A 15,579-nucleotide genomic window follows, 5' to 3' on the forward strand; every position below is an offset into this window, starting at 1 on the left:
CTTTGGAGAAATGATCCAGGCTGATCTGACAATTATTCTGCCGGAAATCGTTCTGGCGCTTTATGCGATGGCGGCACTGTTGGGGGCTGTCTACACGACAAAGGACGGGTTGGCGCCTCTGCTTGTCTGGACCACGGCAGGTCTAATGGCCCTTCTGGCAATCTGGATTGCAACTCAGGGTGAGGGTACAAACGTCGCCTTCAACGGCATGTTCGTCGATGACGGCTTTGCCCGTTTTGCCAAGGTGGCCATCCTGCTGTCGGCGGGTGCCGTTCTGGTCATGAGCCAGGAATACATGGCACGCCGTGATCTGCTGCGATTTGAATACCCGTTGCTGGTGGCATTGGCCGCCGTGGGTATGATGATGATGGTCAGCGCAAGCGATCTGATGTCCTTGTATATGGGCCTCGAGCTGCAATCGCTGTCTCTCTATGTCGTGGCGGCACTGCGTCGTGACAGTGCGAAATCGACCGAGGCAGGTCTGAAGTATTTCGTGCTGGGGGCGCTGAGCTCGGGTCTGCTGCTCTATGGTGCGTCGCTGGTCTATGGCTTCACCGGTACTACGTTGTTCTCGGGCATCATCCAGACAGTTCACCATGGCGATGTTTCGCTTGGTCTGCTGTTTGGCCTGATCTTCCTGATCTCGGGTCTGGCCTTCAAGGTCTCGGCCGTTCCGTTTCATATGTGGACACCGGACGTTTATGAAGGTTCGCCTACGCCGATCACGGCCTTCTTTGCCACGGCGCCCAAGGTTGCGGCGATGGCGTTGTTCGCGCGCCTGTTGCATGACGCGTTCGGCGGCATTGTCAAAGACTGGCAGCAAGTGATTGTCCTGCTATCTGTCCTGTCGATGTTGCTGGGTGCCGTGGCAGCTATTGGACAGCGCGATATCAAGCGTCTGATGGCGTTTTCGTCCATCGCCCATATGGGCTATGCGCTGATTGGTCTGGCCGCCGGTACCGAGCTGGGTATCAAGGCGATGCTGATGTATCTTGCCATCTACGTGACCATGAATATCGGCACCTTCGCCTTCATTCTGATGATGGAACGTGACGGCAAACCCATCACCGATATCGACGCGCTGCGCCAGTATTCAAAACGTGATCCGGGCAAGGCACTGGCTGTTCTGATCCTGATGTTCAGCCTCGCAGGTGTGCCTCCGATGCTTGGTTTCTTCGCGAAGTTCGGTGTCTGGCAGGCCGGTGTCAGTGCTGGTTTAATCGGGCTTGTGATCGTCTCAGCCATCGCTTCGGTTATCGGTGCCTTCTATTACCTGCGGATCGTGTTCTACATGTATTTCGGGGCCGAGAACGAAGAGCCAATCGAAACCCGGTCGACCCCTGTTCTGTGGGTGGCATTGATGGGGTCTGCAGCCCTGATGCTGATCGGTATCTTCTATCAGTTCGGCGTCGAGGGCGCGGCAGCAGCCGCGGCGGCCACGCTTGTCAACTGAACGTTTTGCACAACCGGAAAGAGGGGCTCGGTCGCGCGACCGAGCCTTTTTGATATGACCAAGTGGCCCCAAGGTTATGGCCTGCACGAAGTGCAGGAAGTCGACAGTACGCTGAATGAAGCGGCGCGGATTGCTCCGAATGCCCGTGGCCCCGTCTGGATCATGGCGCATCATCAGACGGCAGCGCGTGGGCGGCGCGGACGAAGCTGGGCCAACCCGATGGGCAATCTGGCAGCGACCTTGCTGATGCGCCCTCAGGGCGCGCCGGATCAGGCGGCCTTGCGCAGTTTCGTGGCTGCGCTAGCCCTGTTTGACGCTTGCGTGGCTGTTACAAGGCGGGCAGCAGGTCTGTCTCTGAAATGGCCCAATGATGTCCTGCTCAATGGTGGCAAGCTCGCCGGTATTCTGCTGGAAAGCACGGGGCAGGGGCGTGGTGTAGCGCATTTGTCCATCGGCATCGGCGTGAATCTGGCAACTGCCCCCGACCCCGACGCTGTGGAACCCGGTGCGCTCCGCCCCGTTTCACTGTTGTCGGAAACCGGTGCGCATGTCTCGCCCGAGGACTTTTTGACTGAACTGGCCGCGGCCTACGCCAACTACGAAACCCAATTCGTTACCTACGGGTTCGAGCCGATCCGCACTGCCTGGCTGTCCCGGGCGGCCCGTTTGGGCGAGGTTATCACCGCTCGTACCGGAACGTCAGAAACTGTTGGGACCTTCGAAACGGTGGACGCAAGCGGTAACCTTGTCTTAAACACCGCCAAGGGCCGCGTGAGCATTCCTGCGGCGGATGTCTTTTTCTGAGAGGGGCGCAGATGCTTCTGGCCATCGATTGCGGCAATACCAATACCGTTTTCTCGATCTGGGACGGTGAGGAATTCCTGTGCACCCTGCGCACCTCGACCCACCACGCGCGTACTGCAGACGCGTATTTCACCTGGTACTCGACGCTGGTGAAGCATTACGGGATCGAAGCGGACATCACCGACGTGATCATCGCCTCGACCGTGCCGCGTGTGGTGTTCAACCTGCGCATCTTCGCCGATCGTTTTTTTGGCTGCCGACCATTGGTCGTGGGTAAACCCGATTGCCTGTTGCCTGTTCCGCCTCGTGTGGATGAAGGGACAGTGCCCGGTCCGGATCGACTGGCCAATGCTGTTGGCGCTTTTGATCGTCATGGCGGCAATGTAGTTGTCGTGGATTTCGGTACTGCAACGAATTTCGACGTCGTCGCTGCCGATGGTGCCTATGTGGGTGGTATAATCGCCCCAGGTGTAAACCTGAGCCTTGAGGCCTTGCACCAGGGCGCGGCAGCACTGCCGCATATCGATATCACCCGACCGGACAAGGTGATCGGAACGAATACGGTTGGTTGTATCCAGTCGGGCGTGTATTGGGGATATTCTGGTCTGATCGAGGGGCTGATCGCCCGGATCAAGGATGAGTACGGAATGCCGATGAAAGTCGTTGGAACCGGAGGGCTGGCCCCCTTGTTCGATCAGGCCGACGTGGGGTTCGACGCAATCGAAGATGATCTGACGATGCACGGGCTGACCGTGATCCATCGCTACAACAAGGATAATGGCTCCATATGAGCAGTGAAAGATTGATCTACCTGCCGCTGGGTGGCGCAGGCGAAATTGGCATGAACGCCTATGTTTATGGCTATGGTGAACCGGGGAAGGAGCGCCTGATCCTTGTGGATCTGGGGGTGACTTTTCCTGATATGGATACAACGCCGGGCGTTGACCTTATCTATGCCGATATCTCATGGCTGAAAGAGCGTGCCGACCGGTTGGACGGTGTTTTCATCACGCACGCCCATGAAGACCATGTCGGCGCCGTGGCCCATTGTTATGAAGCCTTGGGTGCACCGGTCTATGCGCGGGCCTTCACGGCCAATATTGCGCGACGCAAGATGGAAGAAAACGCGCACCCGACCGAGGCGGTGACGACCGTTCCCGCCTGGCCTGAACAGGTTTCCGTCGGGCCGTTCACGGTTGGCTTCCTTCCGGTTTCGCACTCGATTCCCGAAAGTGCCGCATTGGTCATCGATACACCCGCGGGGCGTGTTGTGCATTCGGGCGACTTCAAGCTCGATGCGGCCCCAGTGGTGGGCGAGGCTTTTGATCCTGACCTGTGGGCCGAGGTCGCCAAGCCCGGCGTAAAGGCGCTGGTCTGTGACAGTACGAATGTGTTTTCGACCCATCCGGGACGTTCAGAATCCGAAGTTGGCCCTGAGATCGTCAAGCTGGTTGAAGGCGCGGAAGGCATGGTCGTGGCAACCACCTTTGCCTCAAACGTCGCGCGGGTCAAAACGCTGGCCGAAGCGGGTGCACAGGCCGGGCGTTCAGTCGTTCTGTTGGGTCGCGCAATGCGCCGGATGATCGAAGCCGCGACCGAAACGGGTATTCTTGCGGATTTCCCAAAGGTGATCAGCGCCGAGGAAGCTCTGGATCTTCCGCGTCAGAACCTGATGCTGATCGTGACCGGCAGCCAGGGGGAACGACGGGCCGCAAGCGCCCAACTGGCCCGTGGCAAGTACCGTGGTCTGGAACTGGCCGAGGGCGATCTGTTCCTGTTTTCCTCGAAGACCATTCCCGGGAACGAGCGGGGCGTGATCTTCATCATGAACCAGCTCAGCGAGAAGGGCGTGGATGTCGTCGACGACAGTTCAGGCCTCTATCATGTCTCAGGCCATGCCAACCGGCCAGATCTTGAGAAAGTGCACGCACTGACCGACCCGCAAATTGTTATCCCGATGCATGGTGAGCACCGCCATTTGCGCGAGCACGTCAAGCTGGCAGAGCAGGCCGGTAGAACCGGAGTGCTGGCAGTGAATGGCACCATGCTGGACCTCAGCGGAAATGAACCGGTGGTCGTCGACTATGTCGAAACCGGTCGTACCTATCTGGACGGTACAGTGAAAATCGGTGCCCTTGATGGTGTGGTGCGGGATCGCATCCGTATGGCTCTGAACGGCCATATTGCGGTGACGGTTGTTCTGGACGAAGAAGACGAACCGCTGGGTGAGCCATGGTGCGATACCATGGGCCTGCCCGAAACCGGAACCTCGCGCGCTGCTTTGGTCGAAGTGTTGGAAGAAGACCTGAACCAGTTCCTGATGCGGGCCGCTGCCAAGACCCTACGCGACGACGACAAGCTGGAAGACGAAATGCGCCGCATCGTGCGGCAGACAGCCAAAGCCGAGATTGGCAAAAAGCCCGAAGTGACGGTGGTGATCAGCCGGATGCGGTGAAACCGATCCGTCAGTCGTGAGTTGGCATCGGATAGCCCCTGAGACGTAGGAACAGGTTGGCTTCTTCGTTGTTTTTGTAGAATGGAACCGACGATGGCGGCTCGGGGGACGTAACCCGGGCCGCGATTTCCGCCAGAACAACCTCGGTGATAAACGGCAGATCCAGATCCCGTGCCCGATCCAGTGGCACCCATTGCAGGTGTGACAGTTCATCCGAGGCGTGACTGAAATCATCCACATCACCTTGCAGAGCTTCGGCGTCGACCAGAAAGAACCGCGCATCGAACCGGCGGGGACGACCCGGTGGAGTTACCGCGCGAAAGACGAACTGAAGTGCCGCCGCAGTTGGCAGGTAACCCAACGCGGCAAAGCTCTGCCAATCGGCAGTAACATGCCCGGGCCAGGCACCCGGCTGGCCCAGAACAAGGCCAGTTTCTTCCCAAAGCTCGCGTATGGCGGCAGCGGCGAGGGCGTGTTGAACCTGCGGCTTAGCCTGTTCGCCCAAACGTTCAAAACACAAATCCGGCAAGTCCGTTGCCAAGGGAACATCCGCGTCAGCCGGATCAACCGCGCCACCGGGAAATACGAACTTGTTCGGCATGAAGGCCGCCTTGGATCCACGCTGACCCATAAGGATCGTTGGGTTTTCCCATCTGTCCCGCAGTACGATAACAGTCGCTGCGTCCCGGATGGCGGATTTGTCAGGTGTCATGTCCAAACTGATCAACTGGTTCGGTTTACGCGGATTTTTCAAAGCCATGCATGCGACGCGCCCACTGATACGCCACCACGGCACCTTTCAAGCGCGGCAACAGGAACAGGGACAGGGCAACGCAAGCGATGGAGAAGCCAATGGCCATTGTCCACGGATCGGGCCGCCAATGAACATAGGACACGTGCAGAGCCGGCGCCAGCAAATGGCCCACCAGCAGGATTGTCAGGTAGGCAGGCCCGTCATCAGCGCGATGATGAAACAGTTCCTGCCCGCAGTTCGAGCAGGAATCATTGACCTTGAGATAGCTGTGCAACAGCTTTCCTTCCCCACAGTTGGGGCATTTGCAGCGAAACCCTTTGATCAGGGCGGGCCATGTTTCACGCTCATCTTCGGTGGTCGTCTCGATCGTCTGATCCGTCATAATATAACTCGCGCAATAATCTTTGCCGGATAATGGGCCTGATCGTGCGGATTTAAAAGGGGGGTGCGTCGCTTTGCAACGCCTGCCCGGCACGTCGGCTCGGGGTGATTCCGGACCTTTCAAAAAAACATACCGTGTTCAGCGACGGAAATCCCGGCACAGCCCGTTTGAATGGGTATGAGCGGCGGCACTCGGGTCGCGTCAACAAAAGGAAACGGAAATGAAAAACGTTACATTCATCTCGGCCATTGTTATGTCGGCGGTTGCGATTACCGGTACTTCTGTTCTGGCCGCTGGCCCGGGTGGCCGTGAGCCGGTATCCTTTCAGGAACTGGACGCCAATGGCGATGGCCAAGTAACGCAACAGGAGATGGAGGCGCATCGCGCATCGCGTTTCACCGAGGCAGACACCAATGGTGATGGACAGCTGAGCCAGGAAGAAATGCAGGCCGCTGCCCAAAAGAAAGCAAGCGATCGGGTTGTCAGGATGTTTGAAAACAACGACGCGAACAAAGATGGCTTCCTGAGTCAGGATGAGTTGCCGAAACCGCGCCGGGCTGACAAGATGTTTGATCGGATGGATGCGGACAACAGTGGCGGAATCTCGGAACAGGAGTTTGCCGATGCCAAAGACCGGATGGGACGGCACCAAAAGAAAAAGCATCACAAGTCGAACGCAAGCGATAACTGATGCAGGATGGAGGACCTGACCTCCCACCAACAAGACGCTCGCGGTGCGGATTGCGCCGCGAGCACACTCAGCGACGATGCGTTGCTGAGGCAATTTGCCGACGGCGAGGCGGGGGCTGCGCGGATCCTGACCGATCGTTTGGGGCCACGCTGTTACTCGGTTGCATTGCGCATGTTGGGTAATCGGGCCGAGGCGGAAGACGTGACGCAGGATGCGATGATGCGATTATGGCAGATGGCGCCGGATTGGGTGTCGGGTCAGGCCAAGGTTTCGACCTGGCTGTATCGGGTGACGTTGAACCTGTGTGTGGACATAAGGCGCAAGAAGACACCCGACAGGTTGTCGGACGTTCCCGAACCTGAAGACGGCAAAGCCAGCGTGGTTGAACGTATGCAGGATGAGGCGCGCAAGGATGCCTTGCAGTCGGCTTTGGCCGAGTTGCCCGAACGGCAGCGACAAGCGGTCGTGCTGCGCCATATTGAAGAGCTGCCCAACCCCGAAATTGCCGGGATCATGGGCATTTCGGTAGAAGCAGTTGAAAGCCTGACCGCAAGAGGCAAGCGAAGCCTGACCGCAATTTTGGCCGGACGACGAGAAGAACTGGGGTATGAAAATGGCGGATGAAGACCTGCAACTGGATCATTTGTTTGCACAGGCACAGCGGCAGCAACCGGCACTTCCGGACGATCTTGCTGTGCGAATTCAGACAGATGCCGAAACTGTTCGCCTCAGTCGCCTTGCGCCTGCGCTGCGCCCGAAACCTTCGATATGGAACAGGTTGATAAGCAATGTAGGAGGATGGCAGGGCCTTGGCGGGCTTGTCGCCGCAAGTGCTGCGGGTGTCTGGATCGGGTTTTCCGCGCCAACCTTTCTGCCTGATCCGGCCAATCTGCTGACGTCGGAAGAGACGCCCTTCCTGGTGGCGGACCTTGGATTTGACTCGAGTTTTCTGGAGAGCACGGAATGAATGCTGATCCCAAGCCCAAACGCAGGTGGATGCCTGTCTTCCTAGTCGTGTCACTGGCGCTGAACCTGCTGATTGCGGGTGTCGCTGTTGGAACAGTGCTGCGCCTCAAGGGCGGGGACCATGCCAAAGCGCCGCCTGGCTTTGGTCCGGCTTTGTACCGCGCCCTGCCCAAGGACGATCGAAAGGCGATGCGAGCCGAATTGTCGGGCTTGTACAAAACAGGGTCCAAGGGTCGCACTCAGGATTTTGAAGTGCTGAGTCAGGCGTTGCGCGCAAAGCCCTTTGACCCGGTCACAGTCCAGGTTCTGTTGAAACAGCAAGCGCAGGCCACCGCCAATTTGCAACAAGCCCTGCAAGCGCAATGGCTGGCGCGCGTGATGGCCATGAGTGACGATGAACGGCAGGCCTATGCGGACCGATTGCAGGAGGTTGTCCGACGGGGGCCGCACGGGCACAAGAAAAGAGATTGAACAGATCAGGCGGCGCTTTGCCTGATACTCACCTGATTACGTCCTGCTTTCTTCGCGGCATAAAGTGCTTTGTCTGCGGACTTTATCAGGTTTTCCACGTTCTCGGCAGCACAGTCTTGCCGGGTGAAACCGGGCTGAGACAACTTCAACCCGATACTGACCGTTACTTCAACTTGTGCCCCCTGATTGGGCAACAGGAACGGGGCCTGGCAGATGCTGTCACAAACGGTTTCGGCCAGGTTCAACGCCTGTTTGAGCGACACATCCGGCACACCGATCATGAACTCTTCACCCCCGATACGAGCGACAAAGCTGCGGGATCCCAAGGCATTTTGCATACGTTCCGCCGCTTGCGTCAAAACGTAATCGCCGCTTGCATGGCCATGTCCATCATTGATTGCCTTGAAGTGATCCAGATCGGCCAGCATGATCGCAAAGCTGCGCCCCGTTCTGGCGGATTGGCGCGCGATCTGATCCAGTGCTCGCATGGCGTAGCGGCGATTGTGCAACCCGGTCAACGGGTCGATCCAGGATTCCGCGATGCCTCTTTTGAGAGAGACCCGCATTTGATCCAGCCGCGCTTTGCGGGCAATCTGGTTTTCCAGCCGCAGCAGAATCTCCTGCGCGCAGAACCCGCCGAGACAGACGGCATCGGCCCCTCGGTCCAGAGCTTCCGAAGCCTGTCCGGCGTCTTCGTCTTTCAGCACCCCGATCAACACTGTATGCCGAGTAACAGCACGTGATCTCAGGTCGGCAAGGATATTCAGGCCGGACGGGTTCGACCCCAGCTCAACCACGATCGCATCAGGAACAGACCCGGACAATACACCACGCAGGTTTGACTGAAGATGCCAGTTCAGATCAAATTGACGTTGATCATCCAGGGCCTTTTGCCAAAGCGCGCCGGTTCGGGCCGTGTGGGTCAGAATATCAACCCGCGCCGCTTTGGACGGTCTGATGATCGTTGGGGCTGGTTCTGCGAAGCCAATTGGTTGCGATCCGTTGCTGGCCTGCAGGTCCTTGGTGACTGCACGTGCACGCAATAGGCTGCGAATGCGCGCCAACAGCAAGGTGTCTTTGAACGGGTGTGTCAACACATCGTCCAGCCCATCCTTCAGTGCCCGCAAACGGGCGTCCCGGTCATTTTGCGCGGCAAGCGCCACGACCGGGACGTCATCAAGGCCGGGCTCCTTCACAATCGCCCTCTTCACATCCGCAGCCGTTCCGTCCGGCAACGTCTGGGCCGTCAGAACCAGATCAGGTTGCGTACGGCGCACGAGTGCGGGCAACCCTTCAAGCTTTTCACCCTGCACTACGTGATACCAGGCCGCTGTCAGCTGTACCTTCAGCATAATGCGATTGGTTGATACCCCGTCGAGGACAAGGATGGTTCCCTGCACAGACATAGTTGTTCACCGTTGATTGCATGCGTGAACAAAGTGTTTATGAGTCTGGTTAACAAACCCTTTCCAAGACCGAATCTGACCCAAGTTTATGCCGATATCCTCCGATTCCGCCGAAACTCTTGCGTTGACTGCCCTGGCCTGGCTGGTCAGCAATGACGAGCTTTGGCCTGTTTTTCTGGGCTCCACAGGTGCATCGATCGAGGATGCACGCGATCGGGCAAGCGATCCAGAGTTTCTGGCGTCGGTTCTTGATTTTCTGGTGCTTGACGATTCGTGGGTCATGGCGTTTTGTGACGCCAATTCACTCGCCTATGATCTTCCCGCCCAGGCAAGGGCGGTATTGTCCGGCGGCGCTGAGGTACACTGGACATAACCATATTTTTCCGCAGGAGCACCGGATGCCGATAGATGCGATCATCTTTGACAAAGATGGCACGCTGTTTGACTTTGCAAATACGTGGGGAGGGTTCGGACGCTCCATGCTGTTACGCCTGTCCAACGGGGACGAAGATCGCGCGACCGATCTTGGCCGTGTCATAGGATATGATTTCGCTCAAGAGAAATATACCGAAGACAGCATTGTCATCGCTGCTACGGTCGAAGAAATCGCAGGGGTTCTGATTGCCCATGTCGATGGCGTGACCTTGCAGGAGATCATCGATTTGATGAACTCCGAGGCCGCCTCGGCCCCGCAGGTGCCCGCCGTTCCATTGGTTCCTTTCCTGGAAGGTCTGCAAAATGCCGGAATAAAGCTAGGCGTTGCGACGAACGACAGTGAACATCCCGCTTTGCAGCATCTCGAATCTGTCGGGATAAGGGGGCATTTCGATTTCGTCGCCGGGTATGATAGTGGTCACGGGTTCAAGCCGGGACCGGGCCAGTTGCTGGCGTTTGCCGCGCATATCGGGGTCGAGCCATCTCGTATCGCGATGGTCGGCGACAGCCTTCATGACTTGCAGGCCGGGCGTGCGGCGGGGATGACCACGATCGGTGTTTTGACCGGTTTGGCCGAGGCCGATGCATTGGCACCGATGGCGGATGTGATTTTGCCGGATATCGGACATATTCCCAAATGGTTGGCCAAAATTTGATTTTCAAATCCGGGATTCGGCAAAACGGAATGAAAAACCGACATATTCTGTCGCAGACGGAGCGGCCATAGGCGTCTCTTCGGGGCTTGCTTGACGAAAGCAAGAACAGGAGGCACCGATGGCCGAGACCAAGACACGCAAGCGCCGCGGAGGAGGGCGTGCAGGGGCGGCTGCGCGCAGGGGCAGTGCAGCGATTGACCAGATGCCCTGGGACCCGCCGGTCAATATCGATCGACCCACAGAACCTTTGGATCAGGCCGGAATCGAAGCGATCCATGAAGGGGCGATGCGCATCCTCGAAGAGATCGGGATCGAGTTTTACAACGAAGAGGCAATAGGCATCCTGCGCGAAGCCGGTTGCACCATCGACGGCGACAATGTCCGTATGGGCCGCGACTTTGTCATGGAGATGCTTGCCAAGGCTCCCAGCCAGTTTTCAATCACCCCTCGCAATCTGGATCGCAAGATCGAAATTGGCGGGAAGAACATCCTGTTCGGCAACGTCTCTTCCCCGCCGAACTACTGGGACATGGAGATCGGGAAAAAAGTGCCGGGCAATCGCGAGATGTGCCGGAATCTTCTGAAGCTGACCCAGTACTTCAACTGTATCCATTTCGCCGGCGGATACCCGGTCGAGCCGGTCGATATCCACGCCAGCGTCCGCCATCTGGACGTGCTGTACGACAAGCTGACCCTGACTGACAAGGCGATGCACGCCTATTCGCTGGGCAAGGAACGTGTCGAAGATGTCATGGAAATGGTGCGCATTGCAGGCGGCTTGAGCCACGAAGAGTTCGAAGCCGCGCCGCGCATGTACACCAATATCAACTCAACCTCGCCGCTGAAACACGATCACCCGATGATAGACGGATGCTTGCGCCTGGCGCGGCGGGGACAAGCGATTGTAGTCACACCCTTTACGCTGGCCGGGGCCATGGCACCCGTAACTATGGCAGGCGCAGTGGCGCAGTCCCTGGCCGAGGCGCTATGTGCTATTGCGCTGTTCCAATATGTGCGCCCAGGTATCCCTTGTGTGATCGGTACCTTCACGTCGAACGTGGATATGAAATCCGGTGCGCCCGCCTTTGGAACGCCGGAATACATGCGTTCGACCCAGATGACCGGCCAGATGGCGCGGTTCTATGGTTTGCCCATGCGGTCTTCGGGTGTTTGCGCGGCAAATGTGCCGGACGGGCAGTCGGTGTGGGAGACTTCGAATTCTCTTTGGGCAGCCGTGCAATCGGGCACCAATATGGTTTACCACGCAGCCGGTTGGCTTGAGGGCGGTCTGATCGCCAGCCCGGAAAAGTTCATCATGGACTGCGAAATCCTACAGCAAATTCAACGCTATATGAACCCCGAGTTGACCGCCACAGGGCCGGACGAGATTGCACTGGATGCGATCAGGTCGGTCGGTAATGACGGTCATTTCTTTGGTATTCAGCATACCCAGGATCGCTATACCACGGCGTTCTATCAACCCTTCCTGAGTGACTGGAAAAACTATGAAGGATGGGAGGCCGCTGGCGGTATCTGGACGGCAGAACGCGCGCATCACATGTTCAAGGAGATCATCTCAAGCTTTGAGCCCCCCCCGATGGATGAAGGTATTCGCGAGGAACTGGCCGCATTTGTCGAACGTCGCAAATCGGAAGGCGGCGCGCCCACTGATTTCTGACCGGACAGGTGATATCGAACTGATACTCGGTTGCATTCGCTACAACTCAGGGTGGATTTTGGCTATTTGTTAAGGTTTTTCGGGCCACAGTGCAAAGAACACCAATCTGGGGCATCTCATGCATGGTCTGATCAATCGGGCGATACAGTCCTTTGTCTGTGCGACCTACGGGCGATCCTGCTGGTTGCGCGTGACCGAAGCTGCAAGGCTGGGGTTTGTCGAGTTTGAAGCCATGCTCGTCTATGACGATGACATGACGTCCCAGGTAATGGAGGCGCTGAGTGCCGACCTTGATCGGCCGCAAGCCGAAGTTTTTGAGGACCTGGGGACGTATCTCGTGTCGCACCCGAATATGGAAGGATTGCGACGTCTTCTCAGGTTTGGCGGCGTCAGCTACGTGGAATTTCTTCATTCGCTCGACGATCTGGCGGATCGTGTGCGGCTGGCCGTGTCTGATTTGACCCTGCCAGCCGTGGAATTGAGAGAGCTGTCAGCCACGGAATATCAGCTGAGTTGCTTCCGGGGCATGCCGGGGTATTCCAATGTCATGGTTGGGGTCCTGCGCGCAATGGCGGATGACTATGGTGCGCTGGTGATGCTGTCACACGAGGGGCAGCAGCAAGGTAGTGACGTCATTTCCATCATGTTGGTTGAAAGCGCTTTTGCTGAGGGGCGGCATTTTGATCTGGGGGCTCGGAACGGATGACAGATACCCAAGAACTGGCTGGTCTTCTGGAAACGCTTTGCCCGATGTTCCTGTTGGTGGACCAAAACGGGCATATTCAGCAAGCGGGTCCGACCTTGCAAAAGTTGCGACCTGAATTGCCGCTGGTGGGGCAGGGTTTTCTGGATGTGTTTGAACTGATCCGTCCCAGAACGATCACAACCGCCCCCGCCTTGATGTCAATGGCGGGGGCGAAGTTGCACCTGAGGTTTCATGATGAACCCCGCACAACCCTCAAAGGGTTGGTCGCTCCTTTGCCGCATTCCGGCGGCGCGGTCATCAATCTGTCATTTGGTATTTCAATATTGGATGCGGTGCGGGACTATGCGCTGACAAGTGCAGATTTCTCGGGCACGGATCTCGCGATTGAGCTGTTGTATCTGGTCGAAGCCAAGTCCGCCGCGATGGAGGCATCCCGCTCTCTCAACCTTCGGCTACAGGGGGCGATGCTGGCAGCCGAAGAGCAGGCCTATACCGACACTTTGACCGGATTGAAGAACCGCAGAGCAATGGACCACTTGCTCGAGCATTTGGTTTCGGGAAATTCCACCTTCGCGCTAATGCATCTGGATTTGGACTTTTTCAAAGCCGTGAATGACAAGCTGGGTCATGCGGCTGGTGACTTCGTCTTAAAGGAGGCCGCCCGCATCATGCAGGAGGAGACACGAAACAATGATACTGTTGCCCGGGTTGGCGGGGATGAGTTTGTAATTGTTTTTAAAGACCTGACACGCGAAGATACCCTGTTCTCCATTGCAGGGCGTCTGATTTCAAGGTTGAACGAACCGATGTTGTTCCAGAATCAGCTCTGTACCATCTCGGTCAGTATTGGCACTGCCTTGTCCACGCAATTCAAAAGCCCCAACGCCGCCGACATTCTTCACGCAGCGGACTTGGCCCTTTATCAGGCCAAACGCGATGGCCGGTCTTGCCATCGCCTGTATTCAACGTTGAGCAAGGCGCAAACCTGAATTCGCCCAGAGAACAGGATGGGGATCGTATCGGGGCTTCAGGCAGATTCGAATGCCTCTGTCAGCTTTTTTGCGATCTGGGTCCGGATCGGAGGCAACTCTCCCACCACAGGCAGTACGACGCCAGAGAACCCTGCACGATCCAGCTCTTGCGGTACATCTTCCTGAACATGTCCTCCGGTACAGGCAAAGAACGGAAGGCACAGCGCCTGATCTCCGGTACCGTTTGCCGCGTCAGAAATGAATGGTGGCTCTTCGACGAAACCGACGCAAACAGATTTGAAAGCAACCAAACCTCTAAGCTGTTCTGCAAACTGCAACGCTACGGTCGATGGGTTCCGACTGCGACCGGAACCATGCGCCGCAATGACCAGATCTGTGGACTGAGCGGCCCAGTGTTTGTCAGACAATTCCGTTCGCAGGGCCTCTGCGGTCAGGGCCGGCAGTTCTGGGTCGATTCCCAGCGGGTCTAAAACCTGCGTCGGATGATCCCCAAGCCGTTTGGGTAAAGCGCTGGTGACAAACCACCCTTTTGCCATGAAAAGTGGGTAGATGACCGGGTTCTCTGGCACGCGGTCCAGCTTCGCCTCCAACGCGCCCGGTGCAGCCAGAGTGGCCGAATGGACAACCACTTTCTCTGTCAGCGCGTTGACCTTTGCGGCGAATGTCGCAAGTGCAGCTTCGGCCGGTTCCGGGTCTGATGGTTGGCCATGAGCGACGATAATAGCATGTGACATTCGGATCTCCTGCTGCGTTGTGCGATAGGTGTTTCACGTCGACCTGAAGTCAACACCACAGTTAGCCCAGAAGTGTCAGCCATAGCCAGACAGTCAGAATAGACGAGGCTGTACTAATAAGTACGGCGGACGCTGCTACCCGTTTTGCGCGACCGTACATATTGGCGAAGATATAGGCGTTGAAACCCGGAGCCATGGCGGCATTCAAAACGCCCGACCGAAACAGGTCCTGCGGCAGGCCCACGGATTTGCCGAACATCCACACCAGACTGGGGTGCAGCATCAACGAGATACAGCAAACAAATGCGATGGTGCGCAGGTCGCCTTCAGGCTTGTATTTGACCAGCACACCGCCCAAGGCAAACAACGCCCCGGGCAGGGCAGCGCGTGTGATCAACCCCAGTGCTTCGTCGACCACGGCAGGGATCGCCAGGCCAGACAGGTTGACCAGAAACCCAAGGGCGATACCAAGGATCAGTGCGTTCTTGAACATTGCAGACAATACAGACCGTGCCATACGCATGCCTCCATGACCGCGATTTCGCGCGACCTCCATCACCGTGATCCCAACGCCGTAACAAAACGGAGAATGGAAGGCGATGATCGCATAGTTGCCAGTCAGGTTCTCGGGCCCATATGCGCGTTCGGTAATCGGCAAGCCCAAGAGGACAGAGTTCGAGAACAGGCAACAAAACCCTATGGCGACGCAATCTTCCCAATCGCGACCGAAAATTATGCGCGCGCCGAACAGACCTGCGGTGAAACATAAAGCAGCGGCGGAATAGAAGCTGGCCAAAAGCCGGGGATCGAAACTGGCGCTGAGGTCCAGATGCGCGATGGCCAGGAACAAAAGGCATGGAATCGCAAAGCCTTGGGTGAACTTCATCAGCCCATCGACATGCGTTTCTTTGAAGTATCCTGTGCGGGTTGCAGTATACCCGGCTCCGATTACAAGGAAAACCGGAAGAATGACATCGATCAGGCTTTGCAGCATAT

General features: G+C 57.3%; 18 protein-coding genes. 13 read left to right on the forward strand and 5 right to left on the reverse strand.

What is annotated here, in order from left to right:
• Window positions 1-10: 10 nt before the first annotated feature.
• Genes nuoN through AC2FFA_RS03190 form a run of 4 tightly spaced genes read left to right on the forward strand, consistent with a single transcriptional unit; the run spans window position 11 to window position 4,712 of the window.
• The gene (gene nuoN / locus AC2FFA_RS03175) at window positions 11-1,453 is read left to right on the forward strand and encodes an NADH-quinone oxidoreductase subunit NuoN (RefSeq protein ID WP_496849903.1); all 1,443 of its coding nucleotides are present in this window, start codon (window positions 11-13) and stop codon (window positions 1,451-1,453) included.
• Window positions 1,454-1,507: 54 nt separating this feature from the next.
• Window positions 1,508-2,257 (forward strand): biotin--[acetyl-CoA-carboxylase] ligase, encoded by a 750-nt coding sequence (locus AC2FFA_RS03180; RefSeq protein ID WP_496675353.1) that lies wholly within the window; start codon window positions 1,508-1,510, stop codon window positions 2,255-2,257.
• 11 nt (window positions 2,258-2,268) lie between these two features.
• The gene (locus AC2FFA_RS03185) at window positions 2,269-3,048 is read left to right on the forward strand and encodes a type III pantothenate kinase (protein WP_117868414.1); all 780 of its coding nucleotides are present in this window, start codon (window positions 2,269-2,271) and stop codon (window positions 3,046-3,048) included.
• Window positions 3,045-4,712 (forward strand): ribonuclease J, encoded by a 1,668-nt coding sequence (locus AC2FFA_RS03190; RefSeq protein ID WP_496849906.1) that lies wholly within the window; start codon window positions 3,045-3,047, stop codon window positions 4,710-4,712. The genes AC2FFA_RS03185 and AC2FFA_RS03190 overlap by 4 nt, the downstream gene beginning before the upstream one ends.
• Window positions 4,713-4,722: 10 nt before the next feature.
• On the opposite strand, the gene AC2FFA_RS03195 is transcribed toward AC2FFA_RS03190, so the two are convergent.
• Both AC2FFA_RS03195 and AC2FFA_RS03200 read right to left on the reverse strand, forming a co-directional pair.
• Complete coding sequence (locus tag AC2FFA_RS03195) at window positions 4,723-5,424, reverse strand: NUDIX hydrolase (protein ID WP_117872634.1); 702 nt, start codon at window positions 5,422-5,424, stop codon at window positions 4,723-4,725.
• A 25-nt stretch (window positions 5,425-5,449) separates the two neighbouring features.
• Window positions 5,450-5,848 (reverse strand): DUF983 domain-containing protein, encoded by a 399-nt coding sequence (locus AC2FFA_RS03200; RefSeq protein ID WP_299894547.1) that lies wholly within the window; start codon window positions 5,846-5,848, stop codon window positions 5,450-5,452.
• Window positions 5,849-6,068: 220 nt separating this feature from the next.
• Here AC2FFA_RS03200 and AC2FFA_RS03205 point away from each other — a divergent pair, with 220 nt between their 5' ends.
• Genes AC2FFA_RS03205 through AC2FFA_RS03220 form a run of 4 tightly spaced genes read left to right on the forward strand, consistent with a single transcriptional unit; the run spans window position 6,069 to window position 7,976 of the window.
• A complete protein-coding gene (locus tag AC2FFA_RS03205; protein WP_496849909.1) occupies window positions 6,069-6,539 on the forward strand; it encodes an EF-hand domain-containing protein in 471 nt (156 codons plus the stop codon).
• Between the two features lie 6 nt (window positions 6,540-6,545).
• On the forward strand, window positions 6,546-7,163 hold the full coding sequence (locus tag AC2FFA_RS03210) for an RNA polymerase sigma factor (protein ID WP_117868418.1): 618 nt from the start codon (window positions 6,546-6,548) through the stop codon (window positions 7,161-7,163).
• The gene (locus AC2FFA_RS03215; RefSeq protein ID WP_496849911.1) at window positions 7,153-7,506 is read left to right on the forward strand and encodes a hypothetical protein; all 354 of its coding nucleotides are present in this window, start codon (window positions 7,153-7,155) and stop codon (window positions 7,504-7,506) included. Before AC2FFA_RS03210 ends, AC2FFA_RS03215 begins: the two co-directional genes overlap by 11 nt.
• Window positions 7,503-7,976, forward strand: coding sequence for a periplasmic heavy metal sensor (locus AC2FFA_RS03220; protein WP_496849913.1), 474 nt, complete (start codon window positions 7,503-7,505; stop codon window positions 7,974-7,976). The genes AC2FFA_RS03215 and AC2FFA_RS03220 overlap by 4 nt, the downstream gene beginning before the upstream one ends.
• Window positions 7,977-7,981: 5 nt before the next feature.
• On the opposite strand, the gene AC2FFA_RS03225 is transcribed toward AC2FFA_RS03220, so the two are convergent.
• Window positions 7,982-9,382 carry a diguanylate cyclase gene (locus tag AC2FFA_RS03225; RefSeq protein ID WP_496849915.1) on the reverse strand — a complete coding sequence of 467 codons (1,401 nt, stop codon included), beginning with the start codon at window positions 9,380-9,382 and terminating at the stop codon, window positions 7,982-7,984.
• Window positions 9,383-9,470: 88 nt separating this feature from the next.
• On the opposite strand from AC2FFA_RS03225, the gene AC2FFA_RS03230 reads away from it, so the two are divergent.
• The 5 genes from AC2FFA_RS03230 (at window position 9,471) to AC2FFA_RS03250 (ending at window position 13,846) form a co-directional block, all read left to right on the forward strand.
• Window positions 9,471-9,755, forward strand: a complete 285-nt coding sequence (locus AC2FFA_RS03230) for a DUF3572 domain-containing protein (RefSeq protein WP_496849917.1) — start codon at window positions 9,471-9,473, stop codon at window positions 9,753-9,755.
• Window positions 9,756-9,780: 25 nt separating this feature from the next.
• On the forward strand, window positions 9,781-10,473 hold the full coding sequence (locus AC2FFA_RS03235) for an HAD family hydrolase (RefSeq protein ID WP_496849919.1): 693 nt from the start codon (window positions 9,781-9,783) through the stop codon (window positions 10,471-10,473).
• 118 nt (window positions 10,474-10,591) lie between these two features.
• Window positions 10,592-12,151 (forward strand): trimethylamine methyltransferase family protein, encoded by a 1,560-nt coding sequence (locus AC2FFA_RS03240; RefSeq protein WP_496849921.1) that lies wholly within the window; start codon window positions 10,592-10,594, stop codon window positions 12,149-12,151.
• A 118-nt stretch (window positions 12,152-12,269) separates the two neighbouring features.
• The gene (locus AC2FFA_RS03245; protein ID WP_496849922.1) at window positions 12,270-12,857 is read left to right on the forward strand and encodes a heme NO-binding domain-containing protein; all 588 of its coding nucleotides are present in this window, start codon (window positions 12,270-12,272) and stop codon (window positions 12,855-12,857) included.
• Window positions 12,854-13,846 (forward strand): GGDEF domain-containing protein, encoded by a 993-nt coding sequence (locus AC2FFA_RS03250; RefSeq protein ID WP_496719194.1) that lies wholly within the window; start codon window positions 12,854-12,856, stop codon window positions 13,844-13,846. The genes AC2FFA_RS03245 and AC2FFA_RS03250 overlap by 4 nt, the downstream gene beginning before the upstream one ends.
• Window positions 13,847-13,884: 38 nt before the next feature.
• Here AC2FFA_RS03250 and AC2FFA_RS03255 read toward each other — a convergent pair whose 3' ends face one another.
• Together AC2FFA_RS03255 and AC2FFA_RS03260 are read right to left on the reverse strand one after the other, a co-directional pair.
• Entirely contained in the window at window positions 13,885-14,583 is a 699-nt protein-coding gene (locus tag AC2FFA_RS03255; protein WP_496849925.1) for a CbiX/SirB N-terminal domain-containing protein, read from the reverse strand.
• A 61-nt stretch (window positions 14,584-14,644) separates the two neighbouring features.
• Entirely contained in the window at window positions 14,645-15,577 is a 933-nt protein-coding gene (locus tag AC2FFA_RS03260; RefSeq protein ID WP_496849927.1) for an AEC family transporter, read from the reverse strand.
• Window positions 15,578-15,579: the final 2 nt, after the last annotated feature.

The sequence above is a fragment of the Ruegeria sp. YTSB088 genome, assembly GCF_059609825.1.